The sequence below is a fragment of the Leucobacter aridicollis genome (assembly GCF_024399335.1).
Taxonomy (GTDB): Bacteria; Actinomycetota; Actinomycetes; order Actinomycetales; family Microbacteriaceae; genus Leucobacter; species Leucobacter aridicollis_A.
The window spans coordinates 1,254,996-1,279,354 of record NZ_CP075339.1 but is presented as its reverse complement, the minus strand read 5'-3'; the positions used below and the strand labels follow the sequence as shown (position 1 = coordinate 1,279,354).

Annotated in this window: 20 protein-coding genes; 6 read left to right on the top strand and 14 right to left on the bottom strand. The window is 64.5% G+C overall.

All coding sequences use genetic code 11. The annotated features are described in order from the left end of the window. Positions 1-462 (bottom strand): hypothetical protein, encoded by a 462-nt coding sequence (locus tag KI794_RS05715; protein WP_119282897.1) that lies wholly within the window; start codon positions 460-462, stop codon positions 1-3. A 147-nt stretch (positions 463-609) separates the two neighbouring features. On the opposite strand from KI794_RS05715, the gene KI794_RS05710 reads away from it, so the two are divergent. The 3 genes from KI794_RS05710 (at position 610) to KI794_RS05700 (ending at position 4,311) form a co-directional block, all read left to right on the top strand. After that, positions 610-1,836 carry an MFS transporter gene (locus KI794_RS05710; protein WP_255809441.1) on the top strand — a complete coding sequence of 409 codons (1,227 nt, stop codon included), beginning with the start codon at positions 610-612 and terminating at the stop codon, positions 1,834-1,836. A gap of 54 nt (positions 1,837-1,890) precedes the next feature. Next, on the top strand, positions 1,891-2,826 hold the full coding sequence (locus KI794_RS05705) for a DUF4349 domain-containing protein (RefSeq protein WP_255809440.1): 936 nt from the start codon (positions 1,891-1,893) through the stop codon (positions 2,824-2,826). Positions 2,827-2,955: 129 nt separating this feature from the next. Next, positions 2,956-4,311 (top strand): NAD-dependent succinate-semialdehyde dehydrogenase, encoded by a 1,356-nt coding sequence (locus KI794_RS05700; RefSeq protein WP_255809439.1) that lies wholly within the window; start codon positions 2,956-2,958, stop codon positions 4,309-4,311. 83 nt (positions 4,312-4,394) lie between these two features. Here KI794_RS05700 and KI794_RS05695 read toward each other — a convergent pair whose 3' ends face one another. The 10 genes from KI794_RS05695 to KI794_RS05650 all read right to left on the bottom strand — a co-directional run bounded on the left by KI794_RS05695 (position 4,395) and on the right by KI794_RS05650 (position 17,668). Further along, positions 4,395-6,107, bottom strand: coding sequence for a PucR family transcriptional regulator (locus KI794_RS05695; protein ID WP_255809438.1), 1,713 nt, complete (start codon positions 6,105-6,107; stop codon positions 4,395-4,397). 54 nt (positions 6,108-6,161) lie between these two features. Further along, positions 6,162-7,262 carry an o-succinylbenzoate synthase gene (menC, locus tag KI794_RS05690; protein WP_119282893.1) on the bottom strand — a complete coding sequence of 367 codons (1,101 nt, stop codon included), beginning with the start codon at positions 7,260-7,262 and terminating at the stop codon, positions 6,162-6,164. Continuing rightward, positions 7,262-8,077 (bottom strand): GNAT family N-acetyltransferase, encoded by an 816-nt coding sequence (locus KI794_RS05685; protein ID WP_255809437.1) that lies wholly within the window; start codon positions 8,075-8,077, stop codon positions 7,262-7,264. Before KI794_RS05685 ends, menC begins: the two co-directional genes overlap by 1 nt. Beyond that, positions 8,074-9,195: a M20 family metallopeptidase gene (locus KI794_RS05680; protein WP_255809436.1), complete on the bottom strand. Its 1,122-nt coding sequence runs from the start codon at positions 9,193-9,195 to the stop codon at positions 8,074-8,076. Before KI794_RS05680 ends, KI794_RS05685 begins: the two co-directional genes overlap by 4 nt. Positions 9,196-9,265: 70 nt before the next feature. Further along, positions 9,266-10,741, bottom strand: coding sequence for an amidohydrolase family protein (locus KI794_RS05675; protein WP_255809435.1), 1,476 nt, complete (start codon positions 10,739-10,741; stop codon positions 9,266-9,268). Then, positions 10,741-12,165, bottom strand: coding sequence for a serine hydrolase domain-containing protein (locus tag KI794_RS05670; protein WP_255809434.1), 1,425 nt, complete (start codon positions 12,163-12,165; stop codon positions 10,741-10,743). Before KI794_RS05670 ends, KI794_RS05675 begins: the two co-directional genes overlap by 1 nt. 101 nt (positions 12,166-12,266) lie before the next feature. Next, positions 12,267-13,862 carry an ABC transporter substrate-binding protein gene (locus tag KI794_RS05665; RefSeq protein ID WP_255809433.1) on the bottom strand — a complete coding sequence of 532 codons (1,596 nt, stop codon included), beginning with the start codon at positions 13,860-13,862 and terminating at the stop codon, positions 12,267-12,269. Between the two features lie 139 nt (positions 13,863-14,001). Continuing rightward, complete coding sequence (locus KI794_RS05660; protein ID WP_255809432.1) at positions 14,002-14,781, bottom strand: ABC transporter ATP-binding protein; 780 nt, start codon at positions 14,779-14,781, stop codon at positions 14,002-14,004. Continuing rightward, positions 14,778-16,649 carry a dipeptide/oligopeptide/nickel ABC transporter permease/ATP-binding protein gene (locus tag KI794_RS05655; protein WP_255809431.1) on the bottom strand — a complete coding sequence of 624 codons (1,872 nt, stop codon included), beginning with the start codon at positions 16,647-16,649 and terminating at the stop codon, positions 14,778-14,780. The genes KI794_RS05660 and KI794_RS05655 overlap by 4 nt, the downstream gene beginning before the upstream one ends. Beyond that, the gene (locus tag KI794_RS05650; protein ID WP_255809429.1) at positions 16,646-17,668 is read right to left on the bottom strand and encodes an ABC transporter permease; all 1,023 of its coding nucleotides are present in this window, start codon (positions 17,666-17,668) and stop codon (positions 16,646-16,648) included. The genes KI794_RS05655 and KI794_RS05650 overlap by 4 nt, the downstream gene beginning before the upstream one ends. A 212-nt stretch (positions 17,669-17,880) precedes the next feature. On the opposite strand from KI794_RS05650, the gene KI794_RS05645 reads away from it, so the two are divergent. Further along, entirely contained in the window at positions 17,881-18,723 is an 843-nt protein-coding gene (locus KI794_RS05645) for a M55 family metallopeptidase (protein ID WP_255809428.1), read from the top strand. A gap of 88 nt (positions 18,724-18,811) precedes the next feature. Here the strand turns inward: KI794_RS05645 and KI794_RS05640 are convergent, their stop codons facing one another. Further along, positions 18,812-19,714 (bottom strand): serine hydrolase, encoded by a 903-nt coding sequence (locus tag KI794_RS05640; protein WP_255809427.1) that lies wholly within the window; start codon positions 19,712-19,714, stop codon positions 18,812-18,814. Between the two features lie 140 nt (positions 19,715-19,854). Beyond that, positions 19,855-20,937 (bottom strand): Glu/Leu/Phe/Val dehydrogenase dimerization domain-containing protein, encoded by a 1,083-nt coding sequence (locus KI794_RS05635; protein WP_255809426.1) that lies wholly within the window; start codon positions 20,935-20,937, stop codon positions 19,855-19,857. A gap of 103 nt (positions 20,938-21,040) precedes the next feature. On the opposite strand from KI794_RS05635, the gene KI794_RS05630 reads away from it, so the two are divergent. Next, positions 21,041-21,493, top strand: coding sequence for an Lrp/AsnC family transcriptional regulator (locus KI794_RS05630; protein ID WP_119282882.1), 453 nt, complete (start codon positions 21,041-21,043; stop codon positions 21,491-21,493). A gap of 50 nt (positions 21,494-21,543) precedes the next feature. Here the strand turns inward: KI794_RS05630 and KI794_RS05625 are convergent, their stop codons facing one another. Continuing rightward, positions 21,544-23,451, bottom strand: a complete 1,908-nt coding sequence (locus KI794_RS05625; protein ID WP_255809424.1) for an FAD-dependent monooxygenase — start codon at positions 23,449-23,451, stop codon at positions 21,544-21,546. A 136-nt stretch (positions 23,452-23,587) separates the two neighbouring features. Between KI794_RS05625 and KI794_RS05620 the strand changes: the two genes are divergently transcribed. Continuing rightward, a complete protein-coding gene (locus KI794_RS05620; protein WP_255809423.1) occupies positions 23,588-24,313 on the top strand; it encodes an IclR family transcriptional regulator in 726 nt (241 codons plus the stop codon). The last annotated feature ends 46 nt before the right edge of the window (positions 24,314-24,359 follow it).

Here is a 24,359-nt window from a genome sequence, read left to right as displayed (position 1 = left end):
CTAGCCGCCGTCGCCCGGACGCGCGAGTATCGCGATCGCTATACCGGCCTCCTCGCACGCGCTTCCCAGCGCCCGGCTTGCATCTTCAATCGCCCCGGGATCGCGAGGGTCGGCCTCGGCACTCTCTCGGAGTGCTGCAACCTCTTTGCCGAGATCGCTGGGTGCCCGCTCCATGATCGTGGCGTAGCCGTCGAACACCGAGTTCTGGACGGCGTCGACCGCGTCACCCGCCAGCACACCCTTTTGCTCGTCGATCGTCGCACGCCAAAGGGCGGCCTCCAACGCGTTGAGCTGACCGCACACGAACGCAGCGTCCGTGGGACCTGCCTGCGTTTCCGCGGGCTCAGTACCGTCCTGCGACTCGGGGGTAGCCGCCGGGGCACAGGCTGCGAGCGTGAGAGTCGTCGCCAGGGCGACCGTGACGAGGCCCCAGGTCTGGTTCGGGCGAGAAATGCCTGGCATGATACTTCGCTCCTTCACGAATCCTCAGCTGGTGCCCCGACCCTAGCAGGTGTCCTCAACATGGGCTCTCGATGCCCCCAAATATTCACCGTGCCAAAACGGCGAAGCGAGTCGAATTGGGGTGCCAGCGAGGACTAGAATCGCCTGATGGGCATTTACCGCGAGCTCGCGCGCAATGAGGGCGTTTTTCGTATTCTTTTCTCGCAGCTCACCGCGAGGTTTCCTTTCGGGATGCTGTCCATTATCGTGCTGCTGCACATGCAGGAGCAGTTCGGTGAGTACACCGCCGCAGGCATAGTGCTCGCAACCCAGAGCATCGGCCAGGCGATCTCAGGCCCGCTCTCGAGCCGCCTCATGGGTCGTTTCGGCATGCGACGAGTGCTCTGGGTCACGTCGGTACTGTGCAGCGGGTTCATTGTGCTGATCGCGTTCGTGCACCTGCCGCTGGCTGTCACGGCGCTGATCTCGTTTTCGATCGGCCTGACGACACCGCCCATCACGCCAGCGGTGCGCACCCTGTACCCGCGGCTGGTGCCAGGCAAGCAGATCTCGGCGCTGTTCTCGCTCGACGCGGCTGCACAGGAACTCATCTGGGTACTCGGGCCCGTCATCGCTGTCTTTGTCGCCGCGCAGTTCGGCACGGCCGTCGGTCTGTCAGTTGCCGCAGCATTCATGCTGTTCGGAGGCGCCTGGTTCATCATGAGCCGCCCTGTCGGGGTCGTCAAGATTCCGCCGTCGAAGGCTAGCCTCGGAGCGGTGCTGAAGCGCCCCACCGTGATCATCGCGACAGTGATCGGCTTCTTCTTCGTGGCGTCGTTTGCCGCGATCGAGGCGGGCGTCGTGCGCGCGTTCGCGCCAGCCGCCGAAGGTGGCCACTCGAGCATTGAGTCGGGCATCGTGCTCGCGGTGTTCGCTGGCGGCTCGCTCGTCGGCGGCCTCATCATCGGCCACCGCCCGTTGCGTCCGTGGTCGCTCGCGATCAGGATCGGTGTCGTGCTCATCGGCACCGCGGCATGCCTCGTCAGCCTCAACATCTGGTGGTTGTCGATCGTGCTGTTCATCGGCGGCCTCGGCACCGCGCCGACATTCGCTGGGATCTCGAGCATGATCGGTTCAACGGTCAAGTTCTCGGAAACCGCCGAGGCGTTCGGGTGGATCGGTACGGGCCAGCTCGTCGGTGTCGCGACGGGTTCCGCAATCGCCGGCGTCGCGATCGACGCAATGGGCGCCCAGGGAGCCATCATCGTGTCGACAGGGCTGATCCTCGTCGCCGGTGTCGTCGCACTCGCAACGACAAAGTGGGTGCCCGATCTGAAGGACCGCGATATCGAGCAGCCTCCCGAGACCGGCACGATCACGCTTCCACTCCCGTAACATTCACGGGTTCGACACTTCCGCAGCCTGCCACCGCCTGGCTATCGTTAGGGCATGAATACCAAGCGATTCCTGGCGGGGCTTGCCGCCACCCTCGTGGCTGTCGGGCTCGCGGGATGCTCAGCGTCGTCATCTGACGTCGCTGGGGTCCCCGCAGTCGATTCGATGGCCGGCGGTGAGTTCGCGTCTGCCGCGGACGCTTCCGTCGAGCAAGGATCGGGTCTGCTCGACGGCAATCGCGAGGCAGTGCAGAGCGAGAGCCGGTCAATCATCCGCTCAGCCTCGCTCGCGCTCACCGTGAAGTCTGTGCGCGCCGCAGCTGACGACGTTGCCGAGGTCGCGAAACGCCTCGACGGCTCAGTCTCCTCCCAGTCGATCAGTGGCGATGGTGGCGCCGCCGCGACAGGAGAGGTCTCACTGCGAGTCCCGGCTGAGCGACTCGACGAGGCAGTCCTTGAGCTCTCCAAGCTCGGCGACGTCACCTCAGATTCCCGCTCCGCCGATGACGTCACCGAAACGCACGTCGATCTCGCGGCCCGCGTCGCCGCGCTCGAGTCCTCGGTGAAGCGGCTCACAGATCTCATGGCCGGCGCCGCAACGACGAGCGAGCTTATTGAAGCAGAGAGCGCGCTCTCTGCACGCCAGCAGGAGCTCGACGGGCTCAAAGCCCAGCTCGAATCGCTCGAGGGCCAGGTCTCCCAGGCAAGCATCTGGGTCTCGCTGAGCGAACAGAGCCCGCTTCCCGGGGGCGGCCCGAGCTCCTTCTGGGACGCTCTCAAGGCAGGCGTCGCGTCGATCGGGTCGTTCTTTGTTGGCGCGTTCGTCGGTCTCGGATTCGCGCTTCCTTGGCTCGCGCTGCTCGCGATCGTGGCCGTGGCCGTTTTGATCCCGCTGCGCAGGCGAAGGCGACGCGCCCGGATCGCCGATACGCCTGAGAAACCGCTGAGCGCCGATCCTGCGGAATCAGTCGCAGAAGACCCCACCTCCTAGCGATTCGATCGCTGTCGCCCCTGCAGGCCCGCCAAAAGAGCAGCGCGTGGGACGCTAGTGATACTCATCGAGGTGTGAAAGACTAGCCTCAACCAGTCACCGACGAAGTCACTAAGGAGTGAGTCAAATATGGGCACCTTCGCCGTCATTAATCCGGCTACGGGCGAGAAGCTCGCAGAGTACCCGGACGCGACCGCTGCTGACATCGAAGCAGCACTCGCTTCGACGCAGCAGACTTACCAGGAGTGGTCACGCAAGACCACCGTTGCCGAGCGTGCAGCACTCGCAAAGCGCGCGGCAGAACTCTTCGATGAGCGCAAGGAAGAACTCGGCGCAATCATCAACCGCGAGATGGGCAAGCCCCTCGATCAGTCGATCGGCGAGGCCGAGTTCTCGGGCGCGATTACTGCTGCGTTCGCAGACAACGCCGAGAAGTGGCTCGCCGACGAGCACCTCGAGGTTGAAGATGGCCTGAAGACTTTCTTCCGCTTCCAGGGCACAGGCGTGATCCTTGGCATCATGCCGTGGAACTACCCGTACTACCAGGTCGCGCGCTTCGCCGTGCCGAACCTCATCCTCGGCAACACGATCGTGCTGAAGCACGCAGCGCAGTGCCCCGAGTCGGCGCTCGCGCTCGAGCAGCTGTTCCTTGACGCAGGCTTCCCGAAGGGCGCCTACGTCAACGTCTTCGCAACTCACGAGCAGGTCAGCGACATCATCGCCGACGACCGCGTGCAGGGCGTCTCGCTCACCGGTTCGGAGCGCGCAGGCGCGATTGTTGCCGAGCAGGCAGGCCGCGCGCTGAAGAAGTGCGTGCTCGAGCTCGGCGGCTCGGACGTTTTCCTCGTGCTCGACTCGGCAGACCTCGACCACGCTGTTGAGCACGCTGTTGGCGGCCGCATGGAGAACACCGGCCAGGCGTGCAACGGCTCGAAGCGTATCGTTGTCATGGACAAGTACTTCGACGAGTTCTCGAAGAAGTTCCAGGCCGCTATCGCCGGCCAGTCGTACAGCGACGGTGACTTCGGCCCGATGTCGTCTGAAGCTGCGACGAAGACCCTCACCGCTCAGGTGCAGGGTGCGATCGACCAGGGCGCCGAGGTTGTCGTTGGCAACAACGAGCCCGAGGGCAACCTCTACACCCCGTCGATCATCACGAACATCACCCCGGCGATGGACGTCTACAGCCAAGAGCTCTTCGGCCCCGTCGCGCAGCTCTACAAGGTATCGAGCGACGAAGAGGCGATCCAGCTCGCGAACTCCTCGCCCTACGGCCTCGGCTCCGTCATCATCTGTGACGACCTCGAGCGCGCGGAGCAGGTCGGAAACCAGCTTGACGTTGGCATGGTCTTCATCGGCGGCGCGGGCCTCGAGGGCGCTGACGTGCCCTTCGGCGGCGTGAAGAAGTCGGGCTACGGCCGCGAGCTCGGCAAGGTTGGCATGCTTGAGTTCGCCAACAAGAAGCTCTTCCGCTACGCGGGCTAAGCGTTTCGCACAGCACTGAGGGGGTGCGGATCCGATTGGATCCGCACCCCCTCAGTGCTGTGTGCTGTGCGGGGCCCGGTTCGCTAGCGTTCGAGCAGGCGAAGCTGAAGCATCGCCTCGAACCTGTCGTCAGCGTTGTCGAGGTCGATCCCGCTGATCTCGACTGCTCGACGCAGGCGGTACCTGAACGTGTTCGGATGCACAAAGAGCATGTCTGCGGCCTTCGCGACGTCGCCGAAGTGGTCGAACCAGGCACGCAGGGTGTCAACGAGGTGCCCCTTTTGTTTGGCATCGTGCTCCATGAGCCTGGACACGGGGCCAGTGAACTCGTCGCCACGAGACACCATGAGATCGCGCAGCTCGAGCATGAGCACCGACGCGTGCACGTCGCTCAGTCGCGCGACGCGCGCCCGCACGTCGCCGCTTCGGGAGCGCCCGCCGGTGCTCCCCGCAGCACTGGGTTCGTGCGGTGTTATCGCCTGGCCAGCCGCCGGCTCGAGGAGCGCCCTGAGCACGCGTCGAGCAGACGCCCGCGATCGCGAGATGCCACCGATGTCGTCTGCTGGGGGGCCCACAGCGATAACTGCAGACATCCGACTCCCGACACGGTCGAGAAAGTCCTCCATCGTGCGCACTGCGTGGTCGCCCGTCGGGTCGTTCGGCTCTGGGAGGATCCCGTACACAGTGTCGCCGAGCAGCGCCACTGCTGAGCCTGGCCGCATTGCAGACAGGTGCACGGCAAGTGCGTCAGCGAAGCGCTCCCGCTCGGCCATCAGCGCCTGGTCTGCGCTTGCGGCTCCCCCGTGCTCGGTTTCAGTCAACACCGCCGCAACAACGCACACGGGCTGCCCGGCGAGGTTCAACCGCGAGAGCGCCTCGCTCGCACCCGAACCGCCTTCAAGCGCGGTGCTCAACAACTCAGCGCGAAGCCGGCGCTGCACGTCAGCTCCCGCGCGCACCCGAAGCAGGTGCAGCGCGACGAGCTTCGCGGCGTCGCGCAACGTGGTCCTGCGCTCGTCGGTGAGCGGCCCGTCCATCGCCGCCCAGATCGACCCGAGTACCTCATCGCCCGCGCGAACGCCGATTGCCACGCGCGGGGTCGACATGTCGACCTCTGCCTCGATGCGCGTGATCACCACCGGATCTTCGCTTCGGTAGAGGTCCCGGAAGACGCCCTGCTGCGTCAGATGGTGGCGGTATCGCTCCGGCACCCGCCTGCCGATGATCGTCTCGGCGCGAGCCGGGTCGGCTTCTTCCTGCCGACCCGAGAACGCGAGCACGCGCGAGGAGCGATCCTCAATCGTCACTGGCGCGTCGAGCAGCGAGGAGATGGCGTTCGCGACAGCGAATAGGTCGCCCGACGGGATGCCGCCGAGGGAATCGACGTGGGTGTCCCCCACGTCGTCTTCGGCAAGGAGCGACCTCAACAGCGCTGCAAGCTGCGTCCATGTCGCACCTCGCGCGAGGCCGAGCACGACGATACCGTGCTCGTCTGCCAGGGCACGAGTCTCAGCGGTGATCTCAACTGGCGACCGCACCACGACCGCGGCGATCGCGTGGCCGGAGAGACCCGCGATGAGTTCACCGAGCCCTTCGCTGCCGTGCACCCCCACGCCGAGCACGACTGCATGCGCTGGATACAACGGCTCATCGACGGGGTCGTAGATGACGACCCCGCCGATGTCTTGCTGATCGTCGATGCGCCCGTGGACGACCTCGAGCAGTGTGAGCCCGAGGTCGTCAAGCACGCGTCCCAGACTGAACCTGGTGAATCGTGGTTCGTGCCTGTCACTCATGAAGGGAAGCATATCGCTAGCTCCCGTGCGCTGACGTCAGCGAGGCCCACACAGTTAGACCGCGATCCACTCGACGCTAGTGGTGAACTCCTCGAGCAGTTCGGGAATCGGAGCAACGCCGAGGCCCGGTCCCGTAGGAACGGTGAGATGGCCGTTCTCCATGACCCACGGCTCCGTGATGTCTGTCTTGTAGAAGCGGCTGCTCGACGAGACGTCGCCTGGAAGCGTGAAGCCAGGAAGCGAGGCGAGCGCGATGTTCGCCGCGCGTCCAATGCCAGACTCGAGCATGCCGCCGCACCAGACGGGAACCCCTGCCGCGACGGCGAGGTCATGGATGCGTCGGGCCTCAAGATAGCCACCGACGCGACCGGGCTTGATGTTGATGACGCTCGTCGCGCCGAGGCGGATCGCCGCTGCAGCGGTCTGGGCAGACGTCACTGACTCGTCGAGGCAGATCGGCGTCTTCAGCATCTTCGCGAGGTCGGCGTGACCGACGATGTCTTCCTCCTCGAGCGGCTGCTCGATGAGCAGCAGGTCGAAGTCGTCGAGCTTCGCGAGGTGGCGCGCGTCACGCAGCGTGTACGCCGTGTTCGCGTCAACCTGCAGCTGCACATCGTCGCCGAAGCGCTCGCGCACCGCACGGACCGCCTCGACGTCCCAGCCGGGCTCGATCTTCAGCTTGATGCGAACGTACCCCTCGTCGATGTAGCCTCCGACGGCGTCGAGCAGCTCAGGGATCGAATCCATGATGCCCACCGACACGCCGCACGGAACGACGTCTCGGACCGAGCCGAGTTCGCGACCGAATGAGCGACCCTCCGCACGCAGCTCCGCGTCGAGCACTGCGGTCTCGAGCGCCGCCTTCGCCATCGGGTGGCCTTTGAACTTGTGCAGTGCCTGGCCAACGCCCGTCGCGTCGGTGACGTTCGCAATTGCCTCGATGAAGTAGCGCTTCATGATGTCAGCGGCGCCGTCGGTGTACTCGGGTGAGTACAGCGGATCGCCGAGTGTGACGCACTCGCCCCACCCTTCGGCCTCGTCGGTGACAGCCTTTACGAGCAGAATGTCGCGCGCGGTCTGCGTGCTGAACGACGTGCGGAACGGTGAAACCAGCGGCAGCCCCACTCGGCGCAGCTCAAAGCCCTCGATCTTCATCAGTCTTGTTCTCCTTCAGTTGATGCGTGTTGCAAGATGTAGCCGGTGCCGCGCTCAAATCCGACGATGCGGGCGCCGTTGTTCAGGTGCGAGGTAAGCTGCTCGCGGATCGTGCCGCGCCACTTCCGCGCCTGGTCCGGATCGGTGACGCGGAGCCCCTCGATGTCGTCAGGGATCGCGACAGCGAATCCCTTCGGGACAGTACTGCCAGATCGATCGCCGCCCGCAAGCCGCGAGACATTCTCGTCAAGCAGGTGCCATCGGACGAGCAGTCTGTCGCTCAAGTCGCCCGCGTTGATCGTGTCTGACATGAGTCCGTAGAAGTTCTCGAGGTACTCCACAGGCACAGCGCCAAGCTTGTTGAAATTGAAGCTCGCGTTGCGGGAAACGAGCGGATCATACGTCCACTCGATCGCTTCGATACCGCGATCGAGCGCCCAGGCTCGCTGGTGCAGCTTGATGCCGTAGCCGACTGCCTTGCCAACGAGGCCCGGAACCACGCCGGTGATGTGGCTGTGCAACGTCGAGCGCTCAGGGCTTGAGTGCAGTCCGAGCGCGGCGCCGACGAGCTCGCCGTCGAGAAATGCGCCAGCGATGTAGTTTCCCGTCTTGCCGAGCACACGCATGATTTCCTTCGGCACGACAGGGTTGTCGGCCGTGCGTCCCCAGATGAGCGCGAGCAGGTCGATGACCTGCGCCTCCTCCTCAGTGCCGCGCATCTCGCGCACCGTCACTCCGGTGAGGGCTGCGGCCCGCTCGGCATCGAGGTGAGCCTGGCGCTTCATCTCGTCGGTGATGCGGTCTCCGGCCATCATGCACCAGCTTTCGGTTCGTCGAGCAGGCTCGTCATGAGTTCAGTGAGCAGCAGGGTGCGCGGCTCGATCGCGGCGACGAGCACGTGCTCGCTCTCGGCGTGCGCCCCGCCGCCGACAGCGCCGAGTCCGTCGAGTGTCGGAACCCCGATTCCGGCAGTGAAGTTGCCGTCGCTCGCGCCGCCGACAGCGACACCCTCGAGAGGCTCGAGGCCGAGCGTCGCCGCCGCGGCCTGCGCCCTATCGAAGAGTGCGGCTGACGACGCAGACTCGAGCGGAGGCCGATTCGGGCCGCCAACGACCTCGAGCTGCGCGCCGGCGAGCACCGGGCGAAGGGCGAGCATAGCCTCGTGTACCCGATCCTGCTCGGCGAACGTGCGCGCCCGCACGTCGACCTTGAACGACGCTCGCGCGGGCACAGTGTTGCTCGTCGTGCCTGCTGTCGCGACAGTAGGGGTCACAGTGGTTCCCAGCTCAGCATCGCCGAGCCCCGCGACGGCGATGAGCTGGTGCGCGAGTTCTAGCGACGCGTTAACACCCTTTTCTGGTTCGAGCCCCGCATGCGCGGCGACGCCGTACACAACGACCTCGTACAGCGAGACACCCTTGCGCTCAATCTTCAGCGCACCACCGTCGGCGGCGGCTTCAAGCACGAGTGCGGCGCGCGCGCCGCGCGCAGTCTCCTCGATGAGGGATCGCGAACTCGGCGAGCCGAGTTCCTCGTCGCCGGTCACGAGTAGCGTCACGCCGTCGCGCTCAGCGAGCGCGGCTGTCGCGTGCATCGCCATTGCGAGGCCAGTCTTCATGTCAAAGCAGCCTGGGCCGGTCAGCACGCCGTCAGCGTGTGTGAACGGCAGCCGCGAGAGCGTTCCGAGCGGCCATACAGTGTCGTGGTGCGCGACGAGCAGCACCCGAGTCGTCTCCCCGAAACTCCACTTTAGGTGGCTCACCCCGTCGAGAACGATCCGCTCCGGTGAAACTCCGAGCAGCTTTTCGCCGAGCTCGGCAACAAGCGTGGCCGACGTCGCAACCGCGTCGTGATTGTCTGAGGGGGACTCGCATTCGACGAGGGTGTGAATCGTCTCGACGATGTCATCGAGTCGCACCGTGTGCGGTGTCATGTCGATAGACCTTTCTGTCTTCTCTGTCTTCCGAGCGGCTTGTGGCCGCTCGGGGCAAGGATGAGGGGTGTCACCTGAGGTGACCGCGGAGTCCGCGCCCAGGGTAGGCGTCAGTCACGATGTCTTCGTCGCGCACGACGAACTCGCCGGCGACCAAGACGCACTCGATCCCGATCGAGGGCCGGGTGCTATCGAGGTACGTCGCCTGGTCCGTCACGCGATCCGGGTCAATCACGATGATGTCGGCGTCGGCTCCCAGGCCAAGGTGCCCCTTCTGCGCAAAAGCCGGTGTCGTCGCGTCCATGACGCGCGCAGGCAGAAAGCTGCAGCGGCGAAAGGCCTCGAGCCAAGTCCAAGCCTGCTGCTCACGTACCATCATGCGGAGAGAGCGCGCGAAGGTTCCCGCTGTGCGCGGATGGGTGGTGCCACCCGCTGGCAACGGCCACTCGCGCGTGTCAACTGTGCCGTCTGGCCAGTTGACCTGCATCGCGTCCGACGCAACGATTCCGTCGGGGAACGCGAGCGCGCGCTCAAGCAGGGCGCGGTCCGCAGGATCCTCGTCGTCGATGAACGCGACGATGCACGCGGCGCCGGGGTCAGTCTTGCGCATGTGCCGAAGGTGCTCGGCGTCACGGATCCGTTCTCCGGTGGCGACGATGACGATACTCGATGGCGAGATCCCCCAGACGCCAAGCCGTTCGGGCGCAAGAAAGGCTGCGCCGATGCCCGTGCTGCCCGCGCCGTAGGGGTACGTTTCGACGGTGATGGCGGCGCCGCCCTCGCGAGCCCGCTCGATGACCCCGAGCGTGCGGTCAATGTGCCTGCGCGAGGTGCTGTTCACGTGACAGTGATGCACCTGTCCGCCGAACTCCATCGCGGCGCGTGCGGCTTCCTCGGTACCGTCCATCGGCGTCGTCGGATCGGCCTCAGTGATCTCGCGTACGTGAGTGAACGTCGGCACACCAGCGCGCGCCGCGAGCTCGTTCACTGCGAGGTACTCGGCTGGGTCAGTACGCGGCGCGTAGCCCTGCAGGATTCCGATCCCGAGCGCCCCATCGGCGATCTCGCTCTCGAGGCGTCCGAGCCATGCGCGCAGCTGCGCCGGTGTTGAGTCAGCCTGCCACGCAGGATCTCCAAGGATCGAAAGCCCCTCGGCGAAGTCGGCATTTGCTGATCTCCCCGAAAGCACTTCGGCTCGCGCCATCCCCCAGGAGGCTGAAAACCCGAAGTTAATCGGACGCCCCTCTTGCATCGCCTTCGTGTACGCGAGCTCGACGGGCAGCAGACCTGCCTCGAGTTCGAGCGCCGTCGTGACACCGTCACGGGCCTGCAACCGTTGACCCGCAATCGAGTTCACATGGCTGTGGAGGTCAACGAAGCCAGGCCCGACGATCTTGCCTGCGACGTCGATCTCCTCGGCGTCTTCGACACGGAGTTCCAACCCGACTGCAGCGACCTTGCCGTTCTCAATGAGCACGTCGGCGACGCGGTCGGTCCCGTTTCCGGGATCCACCACCCGGCCTCCGCGCAAGATGACGCGTTGCATTAGGCTGCAGCTTCAGCTTCGTCACGCTTGCGCAGGCACCGAATGTCAGCGTACAAGCATGGGTGACCGTCGACAATTGTGAACGTGAGCTGCGACCATGTCGACAGCGAGTCTGGGCGGGAGACGAAGCGGTTTGGCTTCGCGGTTGGCAGCATGTCGAAGAGCGTGGAGGTGACTGAGCTGGGGTCGAGGCCCTGGGTGAGCTTCGCCTTGACCTGGCCGTCTTCGGTCTTGAACACCTCGACCGAGGTGATGAAGTCGCCGTACGTGCCGAGCCACTCGTCCTTGACGACCGCCTGGCTCGCAGGGCCCGACGGGCTCACTCCCGCGCCGGTGGAGACGCCGACGAACTCGCGCGCGAAGGCCTCCACAATCTCGCCGCCCGCGCGGTTCGCGATACCGCCGTTGCAGAACACGACGATGACAACGCCATCATCGGGGAGCACTTGGAACCAGGCCTTATTCCCGACAGTGGTACCGCCGTGCCAGAAGAGGCGGTGGCCCTCCCACTCGTCGAGGATCCAGCCGAGGCCCCACTGCGGAGACAGCGCGTCTGCGTCGCCGAGATCCGCCTGGACCTGCGCCATCAGCTCCACCGACTCCGGGCTCAGCACGTTTGTGCCAGCCACGCCGAGGCCGCCGCGCAGGAAGGATCGACCGAAGTTGAGCAGGTCGTCGACGCTGCTGTTGATGATGCCTGCAGGCCCGACCGAGCGAGGCAGCGCAGTCGTCGGTGCGGGCACCCAATCTTTCGCACCCGTTTCGCGGGTGTGACCATGCTGGTAGCGGTGGCTCATGATCTGCTCGGGCAGCGTCAAGAACTGGTGCAGGTCGAGACGCTGGCTGATACGCGCCTGGACCGAGGCGTCCCAGGTGCGGCCGTCGATGAGTTCGATGATCCGGCCGAGCACAACCCATCCCGAGTTGCAGTACGACCAGCCGGCGCCGGGGCTGAACAGCGGCTCGGCGTCCTTCAGCAGGGCAACGTACTTCTCAATGCAGTCGTCTCCACGGCCGGTGTCGGTGAAAACATCGCCGTTGATGCCCGACGTGTGCGAGAGGAGGTGACGGATCGTGATCTTCGACCCGTCGTCCGTCGTCGATAGCGGGGTGTCTGGGAGCAGCTCGGAGACGAGTGTCTCAAGCTCGAGCTTGCCCTCCTCGCGCAGCTGCATGATCATCGTCGCGGTGATGATCTTCGTGACCGAGCCGATCTGGCAGAGAGTGTCTCGTGTGGACTCGACACCCGTGCGATTGTTCGCAAGCCCCGTGCTTGCGACAAACCGCTGCTGGCGGCCCGTCGCCTCGTCGATTCGCAGCACGCCTGCGACGATTCCTGGCACGTGGTGCCTTCTCGCAGTCTCACCGAGAAACTCTTCCCACCGCGCGGTGTCGAAAGCGAGGGGGCTCAGCGGGTTCGTCATCGTTGACTCCTGTGATCTGGTGTGGTGTGCCTGAAAGTTAGTGTTGGGTGGTGCACGTGGGCGCCGCCGCCAGTCGGCATGCGGCGCCCACGTTTCGAGTGCTACTTGACGAGGATGATCGCCGTGTAGAACTCGTCGATGCCGTACGCTTCAATGCCTTGCGAGAAGCTCGAGGTGGCAGTCATCGCGAATGGAACGTAGTCGGCCGACTTGTACATCTCAGCCTCGGCAGTCTCCCAGGCCGCGCAGGCCTCGGTGCCAGTGTGCGTGTTCGCCTCTGCGACGAGTTCGTCGAACTTCGGGTTGTTGAGCGCCATGAAGTTGTTGCCATTCGGCGGGGTCTCACCGGTGAAATACGTCATCAGGGCGCTCGGCACGGGGAAGTTCGCGGAGAGCATGATCGTGTCGAGCGTCGACGCCGCGCCGGGCTTGCTGATCTCTTCGATGAACGCGCCGTAGTCTGCGCCGTGATGGTTCACTCCAACGCCGATCTTCGCCCACTGCTCCGCCATCATCTCGGCAGTCGATGCTGTCTCGGCACCCTTTGACTGCCAGGCGAACTCGAGGTCGAGCTTCTGGCCGTCCTTCGCGCGCTTGCCGTCGGAACCCTTGACCCAGCCCGCCTTGTCGAGCATCTTCTCAGCCTCAGCGACGTCCGTTGTCGGAAGGTTGGGGCCCGCCGCGTCATACTGACAAACCTGCGGGTTCGCTACGGCGAGGCGCTGCGCCCGCTCGCCCTTACCTGCCGAGCTCACCTGCATGAGCTCATCGAGGTTGAGCGCCTTCGTGAGCGCAATGCGCACGTCGCGGTCCGAGGTGGGCTGATCGGCTGCCTGGCTGTAGAGGATGCCGCCTGTGAGCAGCTTGCCCTGCGCGTAGACGTCAACCTTGCCTTCGAGCCTGTCTGCGTCAGGACCTGTCACTGTCGCGAGGTTCAGTTCCTTCGAGAGCAGCAGGTTTGCGCGGGTGCTCTCGTTCTCGACGATGCTGATGACGACTGTCTTGGGAACGCCCGGTGTCGCCCCCGTCGGAGCCCCCTCAGGGCCCCATGCGTAGTCGTCACGCCGCTCAAAGGTGTAGTGATCGCCGGTGACAGCCTCGGTCATCGCGTACAGGCCGGTACCATTCGTCGCGGTCGCAACGCTCTTAGGGTCATCGAGCGCGGCCTGGCAGAAGATCGGCATAGTACCAATCGCAGTGATGCGGAAGGGGTCTGGCTCCGTCGTCGTGATCGTGACGCTCGTGTCGTCATTCTCGATCTTCGCGTCGGCAGGCACGACGAGGTTAATCGCCGTTGAACTGTTGGCCGGGTCTGCAATCCACCGGAAGTTGTTCGCGATCGTCTCAGCGGTGAGCTTGGTCCCGTCTGCACAGACCGCGTCGTCGCGGACCTTGAAGTGCAGCGAGGTCGGAGTCTCCTCCCACTCAGTCGCAAGCCAGCCCTTGGTCGAACCGTCGGTGTCGAAGTAGACGAGGGACTCGTACGCCCACGGCGTGACCGAACTGAGCACTGCGCTCGGGTTCAGCGGGGTGAACAGCATTCCCGGGTCGCGAGTCAGCGCGAAGTTGAGCGTGCCGTCAACGACGGGCTCCCCTCCGCCACCAGCCTCTGGGGTAGCGCCGCCGCCACCTCCCGTGCATGCTGACAGGGCCAGCGCCCCGACAGCAGCAAGTCCAAGGATCTTATACGCCTTCATAGTGTGTTCCTTCGTGTTGAGGCCCAGGTGACAATCATCTCGGGAGTGCACGTCGCGCACTTCGGCGTGCTCGACAAATCTGCGCTCCCAATCTGTTGACCTGAACAGTTTGGTGATGCAAGTGTGAAAGTGTGACGGCCTACAGCGTCGGCACCGCTGCGATCAACTCACGGGTGTACTCGTGCTGCGGGTTGTGCATCACTTCGAGCGTCTCTCCGACCTCGACGAGACTGCCCTGACGCATAACCGCGACTCGGTCACACACAAGGCGCACAACAGCGAGATTGTGGCTGATGAACAGCATGGAGAAACCGAGTTCGCGCTGCAGCTTCTTCAGCAGATTGAGCACGGACCCCTGCACCGAGACATCGAGCGCAGACGTGATCTCGTCAGCAAGAATCACCGCCGGCTTCGCAGCGATTGCGCGAGCCACGGCGACACGCTGGCGCTGTCCGCCAGAGAGCTGTGTCGGCATTCGCTGGGCAGTGTCTGTCGGCAACGCGACCGCACGCAGCAGATTCGCTATTTCGTCTTTTCGCGCCTTGATCCCGGGGATAGCAGAACCATCACGCTTGTGAGCTGCGACGAGCGCCTCGTCAAGCGACTGCCCGATCGTGCGCCTCGGGTTGAAGCACGACTGCGGATCCTGAAAAATCATCTGCACCCGGCGGCGTTCGCGCACTCTGTCACCACGGGCGTGCGAGATCTCTGTGCCCTCGAGAAGAATCCGCCCCGATGAGGGCTCGGAGAGCCCAACAGCCGCTCGCGCAATCGTCGATTTACCAGAGCCAGACTCGCCGACGAGTCCCAACACCTCGCCAGCCCGAAGATCAAGACTGACCTCGTCAACCGCAGTGAAGAGCGACGAGCCGTGACCATAAGTGATGCTAGTTGATTCGAATACGAGCTGACTCGTCACTTTGCTGCTCCTTCGAAGTCGATCAGACGAATGGCCTCGGTCGGCGGGAGAACCGCCTCGATAACCCCAATCGGGGACGTCCCCGTGAAGTCAGCATCATCAGGAATCGACGCCATCGCTTCGCCACGCGGGCTACTCATTGTCGGTACCGTCGCCATCAGGGCCTGCGTGTACGGGTGCGCCGCGTTCCCGGCCCGTAGCTCGTCTGCACTAATGTCTTCAACGAGCCGGCCCCGGTACATGACGAGTACGCGCGTGCAGAGCGACGTCACCACAGCGATGTCGTGCGAGACAAACATGATCGCCGTGCCGTCCTCCTCATTGATCTGCCCCAGCAGTTTGAGGATGCCAGCCTGCACCGTCACATCCAGTGCGGTTGTTGGCTCATCGGCGAGGATCAGCGACGGCTTACCCATGAGACCCGCTGCGATCATCGCGCGCTGTCTCATACCGCCCGAGTACTCGTGTGGGTACTGCGAGTAACGGCGCTCCGCATCAGGGATCCTGACGTCCTCAAGCCTCGCGACAGCCGTAGCCTTCGCCTCGGCGCGCGTCATGTCGAGGTGCAGCTGGCCGCTCTCGGCAACCTGCGTTCCCACGTGCAGAGCGGGATTCAGGGACGACATCGGGTCTTGGAAGACCATCGCGAGCTTGGTGCCGAAGTGGTGGTCGAGCGAGCGCGGATGGCCGTCTTCGCTCAACACCAAATCTTCACCGTCGAAGCTTGCAGAGCGCGCCGTGACATGCAGTGGCGCTTCCAAGAGGCCAGCAATCGACATGAGCGTGAGGCTCTTTCCCGAGCCCGACTCACCGACGACACCGACGATCTCGCCGCGGCCGATATCAAACGAGACTCCGTCGACGAGCGGGCGCAGTTCGGCGTCACTTCCGGGCGCAAACACCTTGAGCCCGCGAACCGAAAGGACGTTCTCGCTTGCCTCGCCAGTGTCGATGGTGGCGTGATCCTGTTTCGCGTCTTCCGCCGCGCGCAGCCTGACACGCTTCAGCTTCCGAAGCACCCGAGCAGACAGCGTACGCCTCGCACCCGTGTTGAGCGTGCGGCTCAGCACTTCGCCGAGGAGCACAAATGTGAGACCGGCGAGGATGATCGCGACGCCAGGAACAAGTGCGGCCGCCGGCGTGACGAAGATCCGGCTAATGCCCTCGTTCAGCATCCGACCCCAGTCGAACTGCGGCACCTGCACGCCGAGCCCAAGGAACGACAGGCCGGCGAACGCGAGCAGCGTTCCGCCTGCAGTGAGCGTCGCGTTCACGAGCAGCGGATCGCGGATGTTTGGGAGCACGTGCCTGAAGACGATCTGACGCTTGGGCACGCCGAGCACGAGCGCAGCGGACACGTAGTCGCGGCCCCACACAGACGCCGCAAGGTTGTGCACAAAGCGGCCATAGTTCGGCATCATCGCGATCGCGATCGCGAGGCTCGCGGCCGCGGCGCTCTGACCCAGGATGACAGAGAACGCGATTGCGAGCAGCAGGCCGGGAAACGCGACACCAATATTGATGCCAGCCACAATCCACCGACCTGGCGTTCCGCCGAGTATGAGCGGCAGCAGTCCGAGGACGACGCCGCAGACGATGCCAATTGCTGTGGCGGTGAGCGCCATTACGACCGACAGCCGAGTTGCGACGAGCGTGCGAAGCAAGATGTCGCGGCCGCTCCCGTCAGTTCCGAAGACGTGCTCCGGGCTCGGAGGCTGCGAGATCAGGCTCGTGTTCGTCACAGAGGCCTGTTGACCCCAGATGATCGGCGCGAAGATCGCGAGAAAGGCGAGCGCGAGAAACGCGATGCTTGCGGCTACGCCGACGGGTGTCCGCAGCGTATGCAGGAATCGTTGGGATGTCGTCATGATTTGTCCAATGCGGTACGCGGATCGAGCAGGATCAGCGCCATGTCAATAGCAAGGTTGATGAGCAGCACAACCGCTCCGTAGAAGATGATGATCGCCTGCACAAGCGGGTAGTCCTTTTCCTGAATGGACTGCACGATGACGCTGCCGAGACCCGGCCAAGCGAAGATGCTCTCAACGATCACGGTTCCGGCGATCATGCCTCCGAGCGCCATACCCGAGATTGTGAGTGTCGAGGTCAACAGGTTCGGGAGCACGTGTTTTCCGTACAGGCGAACTGGTGACATCCTGCGGGCGCGAGCCGTACGAACGTAATCCTGCTGCAGCACTGTCAGCGTCTCAGCGCGGACGATCCGGGTGAGCGCGGCAGCCGGCCCAAAGGCGAGAGCAGTCACCGGCAAGATATACGAGGCGAAATCGCCGCGTCCCGCGACAGGCAGCAAATCGAGCGTTACCGCGAAAAAGTAGACGAGCAGGATGCCCGCGAGAAACTCGGGGATGAGTGCAATCACTGCGGTGACCGAATTGAAGCCGATGTCGACACCGGGTCGGCGATCTCCGTGCGTGAGCGCGCCAAACGTGAGCCCCAGGCAAATCGCGACGACAAGCGCAATCGCGACTGCCGACCACGCGATCTCGAGGGTAGCTGGCGCCCGCTGCATAATGACGTCGATCACAGGCATGCGCGAGCTGATCGACTCGCCGAGGTCGCCCGTGAAGAGGCCCTTCCAGAACGAGAGGTACTGGACGAACACCGGCTTGTCGAGACCGAGCTCAACCCGACGCGCTTCAACAGCCTCAGGCGAGGCGTTTTCACCGGCGGACACACGAGCGGGATCCCCCGGGATGAGCTGCATCAGCAAGAATGCGACAGTGACAAGCACGAACATCGATACGACGAAGTAGCCGCCGCGGCGCAGGAGATACGCGGCCCAGGGTTTGCGGGCCAGGAACGATTCTCGCTTCTGCGGTTGTGGTGTATCAGTGTCCGCTATTGGACTCGCAGAAATTGCTGGCATGCGCTCTCCTCGCCGTTGGGTCGTAGCTGCTGGATTCAGTATTGCGGAGAAGTGAATCGCGTCGCATTGTCGGACGCGCCAAGCAACGAGCTCAAAAACTGTCCGGCATACCAACACGCCGATTGCGATACCTCATATGCTTCGAGATTGGAGGCCACGAGCTCCGCGACGGTGCGACGCCGCCGGTTCCCATTCCCACTGAAAGGTTTGTCATGCGCGTATACATTTCAATCGATATGGAGGGTGTCGCAGGCATCGCCACAATGGACCAGGTGGTCCGAGGCGGTCACGGCTACCCACGCGCGCAGCAGCTCATGACTGGTGAGGCGAACGCAGCAATCGAGGGGGCGTTCGCGGGCGGTGCGACGGAGGTCACAATCAACGACAGCCACGGCACCATGGATAACCTCATTCATGAGGATCTCGATCAGCGCGCCCGCGTCGTATTCGGAAGCCCAAAGGTCGACTGCATGGCCGAGGGCATCGACAAGGATCACGACGTTGCGCTGTTCATCGGCTATCACGCGGCCGCAGGCGGGCCAGGAGTCATCGCACACACCTATTCTTCGCTCTTCAACGAGGTCCGCGTGAACGGAAAGCCGGTCTCAGAAGCAGACGTGAACGCGCTGCAGGCCGCTGCGGTGGGCGTGCCCGTCGCGCTGCTCACCGGCGACGACGTGATCTGCGCCGACATCTCGACCTCGCTGCCCGGTATCGAGACGGTGACCGTGAAGGAGGCGCACGGCTACAACGCGGCGGATTCCGTCTCCCCCACCGAATCGCGCCGCCTCATCCACGACGCGGCCAAGCGGGCGGTCGAGGGTGCGAGCTCGCTGAAGCTCGCGCCGGTGCCCGAGGTCATCGAGGTTGAGATCGACATGCCGAACATCCCCTCCGCCGAGCTCGCGCAGATGATCCCAACTGCTGAGCGGACTGCAATCCGCACGATCAAGCTGAGCGCGCAGTCGCCGCGCGAGGCAGTGAACTTCATCACCGCGTGCTACCAGTTCGCTGCGGCGTCACTGCGCGGCATGTTGCCGCTCATCAACCGCTAGCCACCCCACACGAAATGGCCCGGGCCCCTCACGGGGCCCGGGCCATTTCGTGTTCGCGCTCCGGGGCTGCAAGCCGCCGCCCGAGCCGCTACCCCAGCGCGTCGGAGAGCAGGCGCGCGATATCGCCGATCGCTCGGTCAGCCGCGGGGTTTCGTGACTGCAGGGTCTTTCCGCGGAGGAAAACTGCGATCGCGTGACGCTTGCCGCCCGGGAACTCGACGACGCCGATCTCATTGCGCACCATGCCGATGGTGCCTGTCTTGCCCGAGATCTTGACGTCGTCGCGCGGGAACCCGGAGCTCAACCGGTGCGGCCACACCTGCAAACCGAGGATTCGACGCGCCTCAGCACACGCCTCCGCGGGCGCAGCTGCGTCAGTCCAGATCTGCTGCAGCAGCGACGCAGCCTCGCGGGGCGTTGTGCGGTTCGTCTTTTCGGGCGTCGCAGCGGTAAACGTCGCAGCGGTCTCGTAGTCGACGCTTGCCATGCCGTCGATCGTGCCAATACCCGCCGCTGCGAGATCTCTCGCGATCTCTTCAAAGATCAAAGCGCAATCGCCGGTTAGCTGTGTACCCGGCAGCCCGAGCTCGCGCATCGTCGCGTTGACGCGATCCACTGTCACCAGTCCCGTGACGATATCTGTTGCCGCGTTGTCACTGACGGTGATCATCGAAGTTGCGATGTCGCGCAGCGACCAGTCGGCGTCGTCCGAGAATACGCTCAGCCCTGTCGGTCCGAGTGTCGCCTCTGCTGGCGAGACGCGGATGCGCGTCGCAGGATCGAGCTCCCCCGCAGCAACCTGACGCACATACTCGACAAGCACCGGAACCTTAAACACGGACGCAGTCACTGTCGGCGCGTCTGAGTTGAACCCAACTTCGACGCCGGTGTCGATGTCGCGAGCGTGCGCGAAAGCGAACACCCCTGCCTCTTCGGCGACCTCATTGATGCGTGCGGTGAGTGTATCTTCATCGATATTGTGCGTGCTCATACTGAGCAGACTAGTGGTCGACCAGGCCTCGGAAGTTGTGAGCACTTACGAGAGCACCTGAGGTGCTTCGTCGCACAGAACAACGCACCCGTTCGGCTTGTGGCCGAACGAGTGCGTTGCCTACGTCCCGTGGAAGAGCGCTACTTGCCGAGCAGCTCGTTCACGAGGTTATCTGCGGCAACCACTGTGGTGATGCCGCGAGCTTCTGCCTCGTCGAACACTCGCGAGAGCGTGTCACCGATCGCGTCGATGCGCGCAATGCGCTCGTCGATCGTGTCGCCCTCGGCGCCGAGGTACAGGACGCCGCCAGCGTTCACGAGGTAGTCAGGGGCGTAGAGGATGCCGCGTGCAGCGAGCTGCTCGGCACCGTCAGACTGAGCGAGCTGGTTGTTCGCGGGGCCGACGGCCGCGGCAACCTCGAGCTCATCAATCACCTGCGGCGAGAGCATCCCGCCGACACCGGCGGGCATGAACACGTCAGCGGGAACGCGGTGGGCGTCCGCTGGCGCGACCCAGTCGGCTCCGAGCCCCGAGGCGAGCTCCCTCTTTGCCTCGTTGATGTCTGAAAGTGTGAGCACCGCGCCCTCGGCGGCGAGGCGCTCGGCGAGCGCCGACCCGACGTGGCCGAGGCCCACGATGGTGATCTTGCGCCCCTTCGGGTCAGTGCTGCCGTGCGTGCGGCGAAGCGTCTCGCGGAGCGCGGAGTACACGCCGCGGGCCGTGTAGGCGCCGGGATCGCCCAGGCCGCCCTTGTCAGCAGGGAGCCCGACCGCGTGCTCGGTGAGCTCAGACACGACGGCCATGTCGGCCGCAGTCGTGCCAACGTCCTCGGCCGTCAGATAGGCACCCCCGAGCGCCTCGACGGCGTCACCGAGGTCAAGGAACGCGTTGCGGCGCAGTTCGCCGGTGAGCTGCTGGCCTGGCTCGAGCACGATCACAGACTTGCCGCCACCGAGCTTGAGCCCAGCGAGCGCGTTCTTCGAGGTCATGCCGCGTGACAGCCGCAGCGCGTCCGCGAGGGCCTCGCCCCAGCCGCTGTAGCTCCACACGCGGCAGCCGCCGAGCGCAGGGCCGAGCTTCGTGCTGTGCACGGCGACGATAATCGTGAGCCCCGACCGGGCACCTGTCGAGATGTTGACCTTCTCGTGGTCAAGGAACGGGAACACCGTTGCCGCACTCTCGTCGGTGAGGGGCGGCACGGTCAGGGTAGAAGCACTAGTCATGCCGAGAATTCAATCGACAGCTAGCGAATCCGACAAGTGGCATCCAAGTTATTGATCGTTTTGATCGATGAATTCCCGCCCAGGTGGGACTACCTTGAACAGTATGCATGTCCTTGACGCCACCGACCGCCGGATCCTCACGGTCCTCGACGCCGACCCGCGGGCCACAGTGCAGGCCATCGCGTACCGGCTCGGGCTCGCGCGCGGCACGGTGCACACCCGCCTCGACAAGCTCCAGACCTCCGGCGCCCTCCGAGCGAACTCGCTCAGGCTCGACCCGCCGGCGCTCGGTTGGCCACTTCGAGCGCGCATTACGGCTGAGGCGAATCAGGAAGAGCTCGAGGGCATGATCGCAGACCTCGAGCTCATTCCCGAGATCACCGAGTGCTTCGCCGTCTCGGGGCCGAGCGATCTCGCAATTGAGATCGTCGCGCGCGACGCCGACGACGTCTACCGCGTGACGCAGGAGATCATGAAGTGCCGCGGCGTGATCCGCACGTCAACAGCGATCATGCTCCGTGGGCTCATCGCACGCAGGCAGCACCAGCTGCTCTAGCGGCGCGCGCGGGTGCGCGTCGCCGCTGCCCCGCACACCCGTTGCACCCCTCAGCGGCGGTCGAGGAAGGCCGTCGACAGGAACTCCGCGAGCGCCTCAGGCGCGTCAAGCGGAAGCACCGCTGCGACGTACTGATCCGGGCGCACAACGACTACCGCGCCATCACGGCTCACGCCGCGCAGATCAAAGATGTCCTCACCCGGGTTCGCCGCGTAGATCTTCTCGTAGTCAGTCATGCCGAGCGGGCCCGACGCCGGAAGGAAGAGCTTCGAGAGCTCCTCGATCCGCACCTCGCGATGCGGCTGCTGCATCACCGCCTTCACATCGAAGACAGCGTCGAGGTCTGCGCCCGCGGGGGTAAATCGCTTGATCGGCGAGGCATCGTTCTCGAGCTGCCATTCAGCCCAGCGCTCGAGCTGTTCACCCGAGCGATCGGCGAACGCATACACACGGTAGCGGCCGTCGGCCCGGTGATGGTGACCAAGGTGCACCGGCACCGCGTCAGCAACCCGCGTCGTCATCACCGACTTGAACCGCTTGCCGATCGGGAAGCCGGAGGCGAGCGCCTGGTGAGACGCACCGCCAGTGAGCATCGACTCGGTGTACTCGGTCATGAAGCCCGCCGGGAACTCGGCCGTCTGCACGTAGAATTCCTCAAGCTGCGAGGGTGAGTCGAACTCCTCGGGCTTCTTCGCCATCAGCGTCGACCATTCGCGGTCAAAGTCGATGAGGTTCTTGGCGGTGACGCGACGTTCCTCGGAGTAGGTCGCAAGCAGTGACTCTGGGCTGCGCCCGTCAAGAACGTAGCCGAGCTTCCACCCCAGGTTCCAGCCGTCCTGCATCGAGACGTTCATCCCCTGGCCAGCCTTCGCGCTGTGCGTGTGGCAGGCGTCTCCCATAAGAAACACGCGCCCCTTGCCATCGGGCGAGGTTTCCGCGTCGTCAAAGCGGTCAGTAAGACGGTGGCCCACTTCGTACACGCTGTGCCAGGGAACGTCACGCACGTCAATCGTGTACGGACTGAGGATCGCATTCGCTCGTGCAATGATCTCCTCGAGCGGCGTATCGCGAACCTTGCGATCATCCCCCTCCGCGACCTCTCCGAGGTCAACGTAGATCCGGCACAGGTGGTTTCCCTCGCGCGGAATGTGCAGAATGCTTCCCGCCTCGGAGTGAATGATGCACTTCTTGCGAATGTCAGGGAAGTCAGTCACCGCCAGCACGTCCATGACGCCCCAGGCGTGCATCGATGTCGATCCTGAAAGCGATCCCCCGATCGAGCGCCGCACGCGCGAGCTCGCCCCGTCGGCACCGATCACATACTTCGCGCGCACGATGCGGGTCTTGCCGCGAACGGCGTCGGCCGACTCCTCGGCGTTGATGCCCGCGCCGCTCTGGCCAGTGACCTCCCGAAGCGTGACTGCGACCGGATACTCCCCCGCCCCGACTTCGAGTCCTTCGAACTCATAGCCATAGTCGACCTCGCCGCGCGCAGGGGCCCGGCGCGCATACTCGGCGAAGTAGTCGATCACTCGGGCCTGGTTCACAATGAGGTGCGGAAACTCGCTGATGCCCGCAGGGTCGTCATCAGTGACCGAACTGCGGACGATGTGCTTGGGGTTCTCAGGATCCGGCGTCCAGAAGTTCGTCTCAGTGATCTGGTAGGCCTCATCGATGATCCTTCTAGCGAAACCAAAGGCCTGAAAGGTCTCGACACTCCGGGCCTGAATGCCGTCGGCCTGACCGAGCACGAGACGCGAGTCACGGCGCTCAACGATGCGAGTCACGACGTTTGGGAACTGCGCAAGCTGCGCGGCTGCGACGATCCCAGCCGGGCCGGAGCCCACAATGAGCACGTCTACCTCATCTGGGAGCTCATCCGGGCGGTCGAGCCCGACGCCTGCGGCTGGCAGCACGCGCGGATCCGTGGAAACATAGCCATGATGGTGGAACTGCATGCGTGAACCTCACTTCATTGTGCCCGAGAGCCCCGTGTTCGCTATTTGAACACTAAATTCGAATACTGCACACCAGTGTATGTGCGCGCGACGCATCGCACAACATCAACCGACCGATACAGACAGAGGAGCGCCATTGGCCCCCAATACTCCCGCAGGTTCGCAGGCCCAGACCGCGGGGTCACAGACACTCGCGCGCGGTCTGCGGGCACTGGAGATACTGGCAGAGGCGGGATCCCCAATCTCAATCGCTCGCCTCTCCGAAGAACTCGGCGTGCACCGCTCGAACACCTACAGGCTCCTCCGCACGTTGGAAGACCACAGATTCGCGATTCGCGACGACGCTGGGCTTATCCGTCTCGGCCCACGTATTGCTGCGCTTGCACACGGCGTCGCGCCGCACCTGAACACCGCAGCAGCCCCAGTCCTTACTGAGCTCGCACACGACCTCGGCATGACCGCTTTCCTCACCGTGCTCGACGCCGGCGACATCGTCACCCTCGCATCGGTCGAACCCGGAAACGTCGACGCGAGCATCGCACGAAACCCTGGCGTCCGCCACCCATGGGACCGCGGCGCCCCAGGCCACGCAATCGAATCGACACTCTCCCCTGCCGAACGCGAGGCGGCTCTCGGCGGTGCCGAGACCAGCCCGGCCGCGCTCGAGGCACGGGCGCTCGGGTACGCACTCAGCGAGAGCGAGGTCATCGACGGGGTCACCTCGATCGCCGTTCCGCTGCGCATACCCGGCGAGCCACCCGCCGCAATCGCGATTGTCCATTTCCGACTGCCAGAATCGGTCGACGCTGTCGCCCAACGCCTGCACCGCGCCGCACGCGAGGTGCTTGCAAGCTACCGCTGAGCCGGCGCGGCTGCGATCCGCTACACTACACAGTGTCCACCCGCTT

Bases quoted from the DNA above. Each gene is read 5' to 3' on its own strand.
- KI794_RS05700 (WP_255809439.1), top strand. From the start codon at position 2,956: ATGGGCACCTTCGCCGTCATTAATCCGGCTACGGGCGAGAAGCTCGCA.
- KI794_RS05710 (WP_255809441.1), top strand. From the start codon at position 610: ATGGGCATTTACCGCGAGCTCGCGCGCAATGAGGGCGTTTTTCGTATT.
- KI794_RS05665 (WP_255809433.1), bottom strand. From the start codon at position 13,862: ATGAAGGCGTATAAGATCCTTGGACTTGCTGCTGTCGGGGCGCTGGCC.
- KI794_RS05630 (WP_119282882.1), top strand. From the start codon at position 21,041: ATGCATGTCCTTGACGCCACCGACCGCCGGATCCTCACGGTCCTCGAC.
- KI794_RS05645 (WP_255809428.1), top strand. From the start codon at position 17,881: ATGCGCGTATACATTTCAATCGATATGGAGGGTGTCGCAGGCATCGCC.
- KI794_RS05695 (WP_255809438.1), bottom strand. From the start codon at position 6,107: ATGAGTGACAGGCACGAACCACGATTCACCAGGTTCAGTCTGGGACGC.
- KI794_RS05715 (WP_119282897.1), bottom strand. From the start codon at position 462: ATGCCAGGCATTTCTCGCCCGAACCAGACCTGGGGCCTCGTCACGGTC.
- KI794_RS05650 (WP_255809429.1), bottom strand. From the start codon at position 17,668: ATGCCAGCAATTTCTGCGAGTCCAATAGCGGACACTGATACACCACAA.
- KI794_RS05675 (WP_255809435.1), bottom strand. From the start codon at position 10,741: ATGCAACGCGTCATCTTGCGCGGAGGCCGGGTGGTGGATCCCGGAAAC.
- KI794_RS05685 (WP_255809437.1), bottom strand. From the start codon at position 8,077: ATGATGGCCGGAGACCGCATCACCGACGAGATGAAGCGCCAGGCTCAC.
- KI794_RS05655 (WP_255809431.1), bottom strand. From the start codon at position 16,649: ATGACGACATCCCAACGATTCCTGCATACGCTGCGGACACCCGTCGGC.
- KI794_RS05680 (WP_255809436.1), bottom strand. From the start codon at position 9,195: ATGACACCGCACACGGTGCGACTCGATGACATCGTCGAGACGATTCAC.
- KI794_RS05635 (WP_255809426.1), bottom strand. From the start codon at position 20,937: ATGACTAGTGCTTCTACCCTGACCGTGCCGCCCCTCACCGACGAGAGT.
- KI794_RS05625 (WP_255809424.1), bottom strand. From the start codon at position 23,451: ATGCAGTTCCACCATCATGGCTATGTTTCCACGGATCCGCGCGTGCTG.
- menC (WP_119282893.1), bottom strand. From the start codon at position 7,262: ATGAAGATCGAGGGCTTTGAGCTGCGCCGAGTGGGGCTGCCGCTGGTT.
- KI794_RS05670 (WP_255809434.1), bottom strand. From the start codon at position 12,165: ATGACGAACCCGCTGAGCCCCCTCGCTTTCGACACCGCGCGGTGGGAA.
- KI794_RS05640 (WP_255809427.1), bottom strand. From the start codon at position 19,714: ATGAGCACGCACAATATCGATGAAGATACACTCACCGCACGCATCAAT.
- KI794_RS05705 (WP_255809440.1), top strand. From the start codon at position 1,891: ATGAATACCAAGCGATTCCTGGCGGGGCTTGCCGCCACCCTCGTGGCT.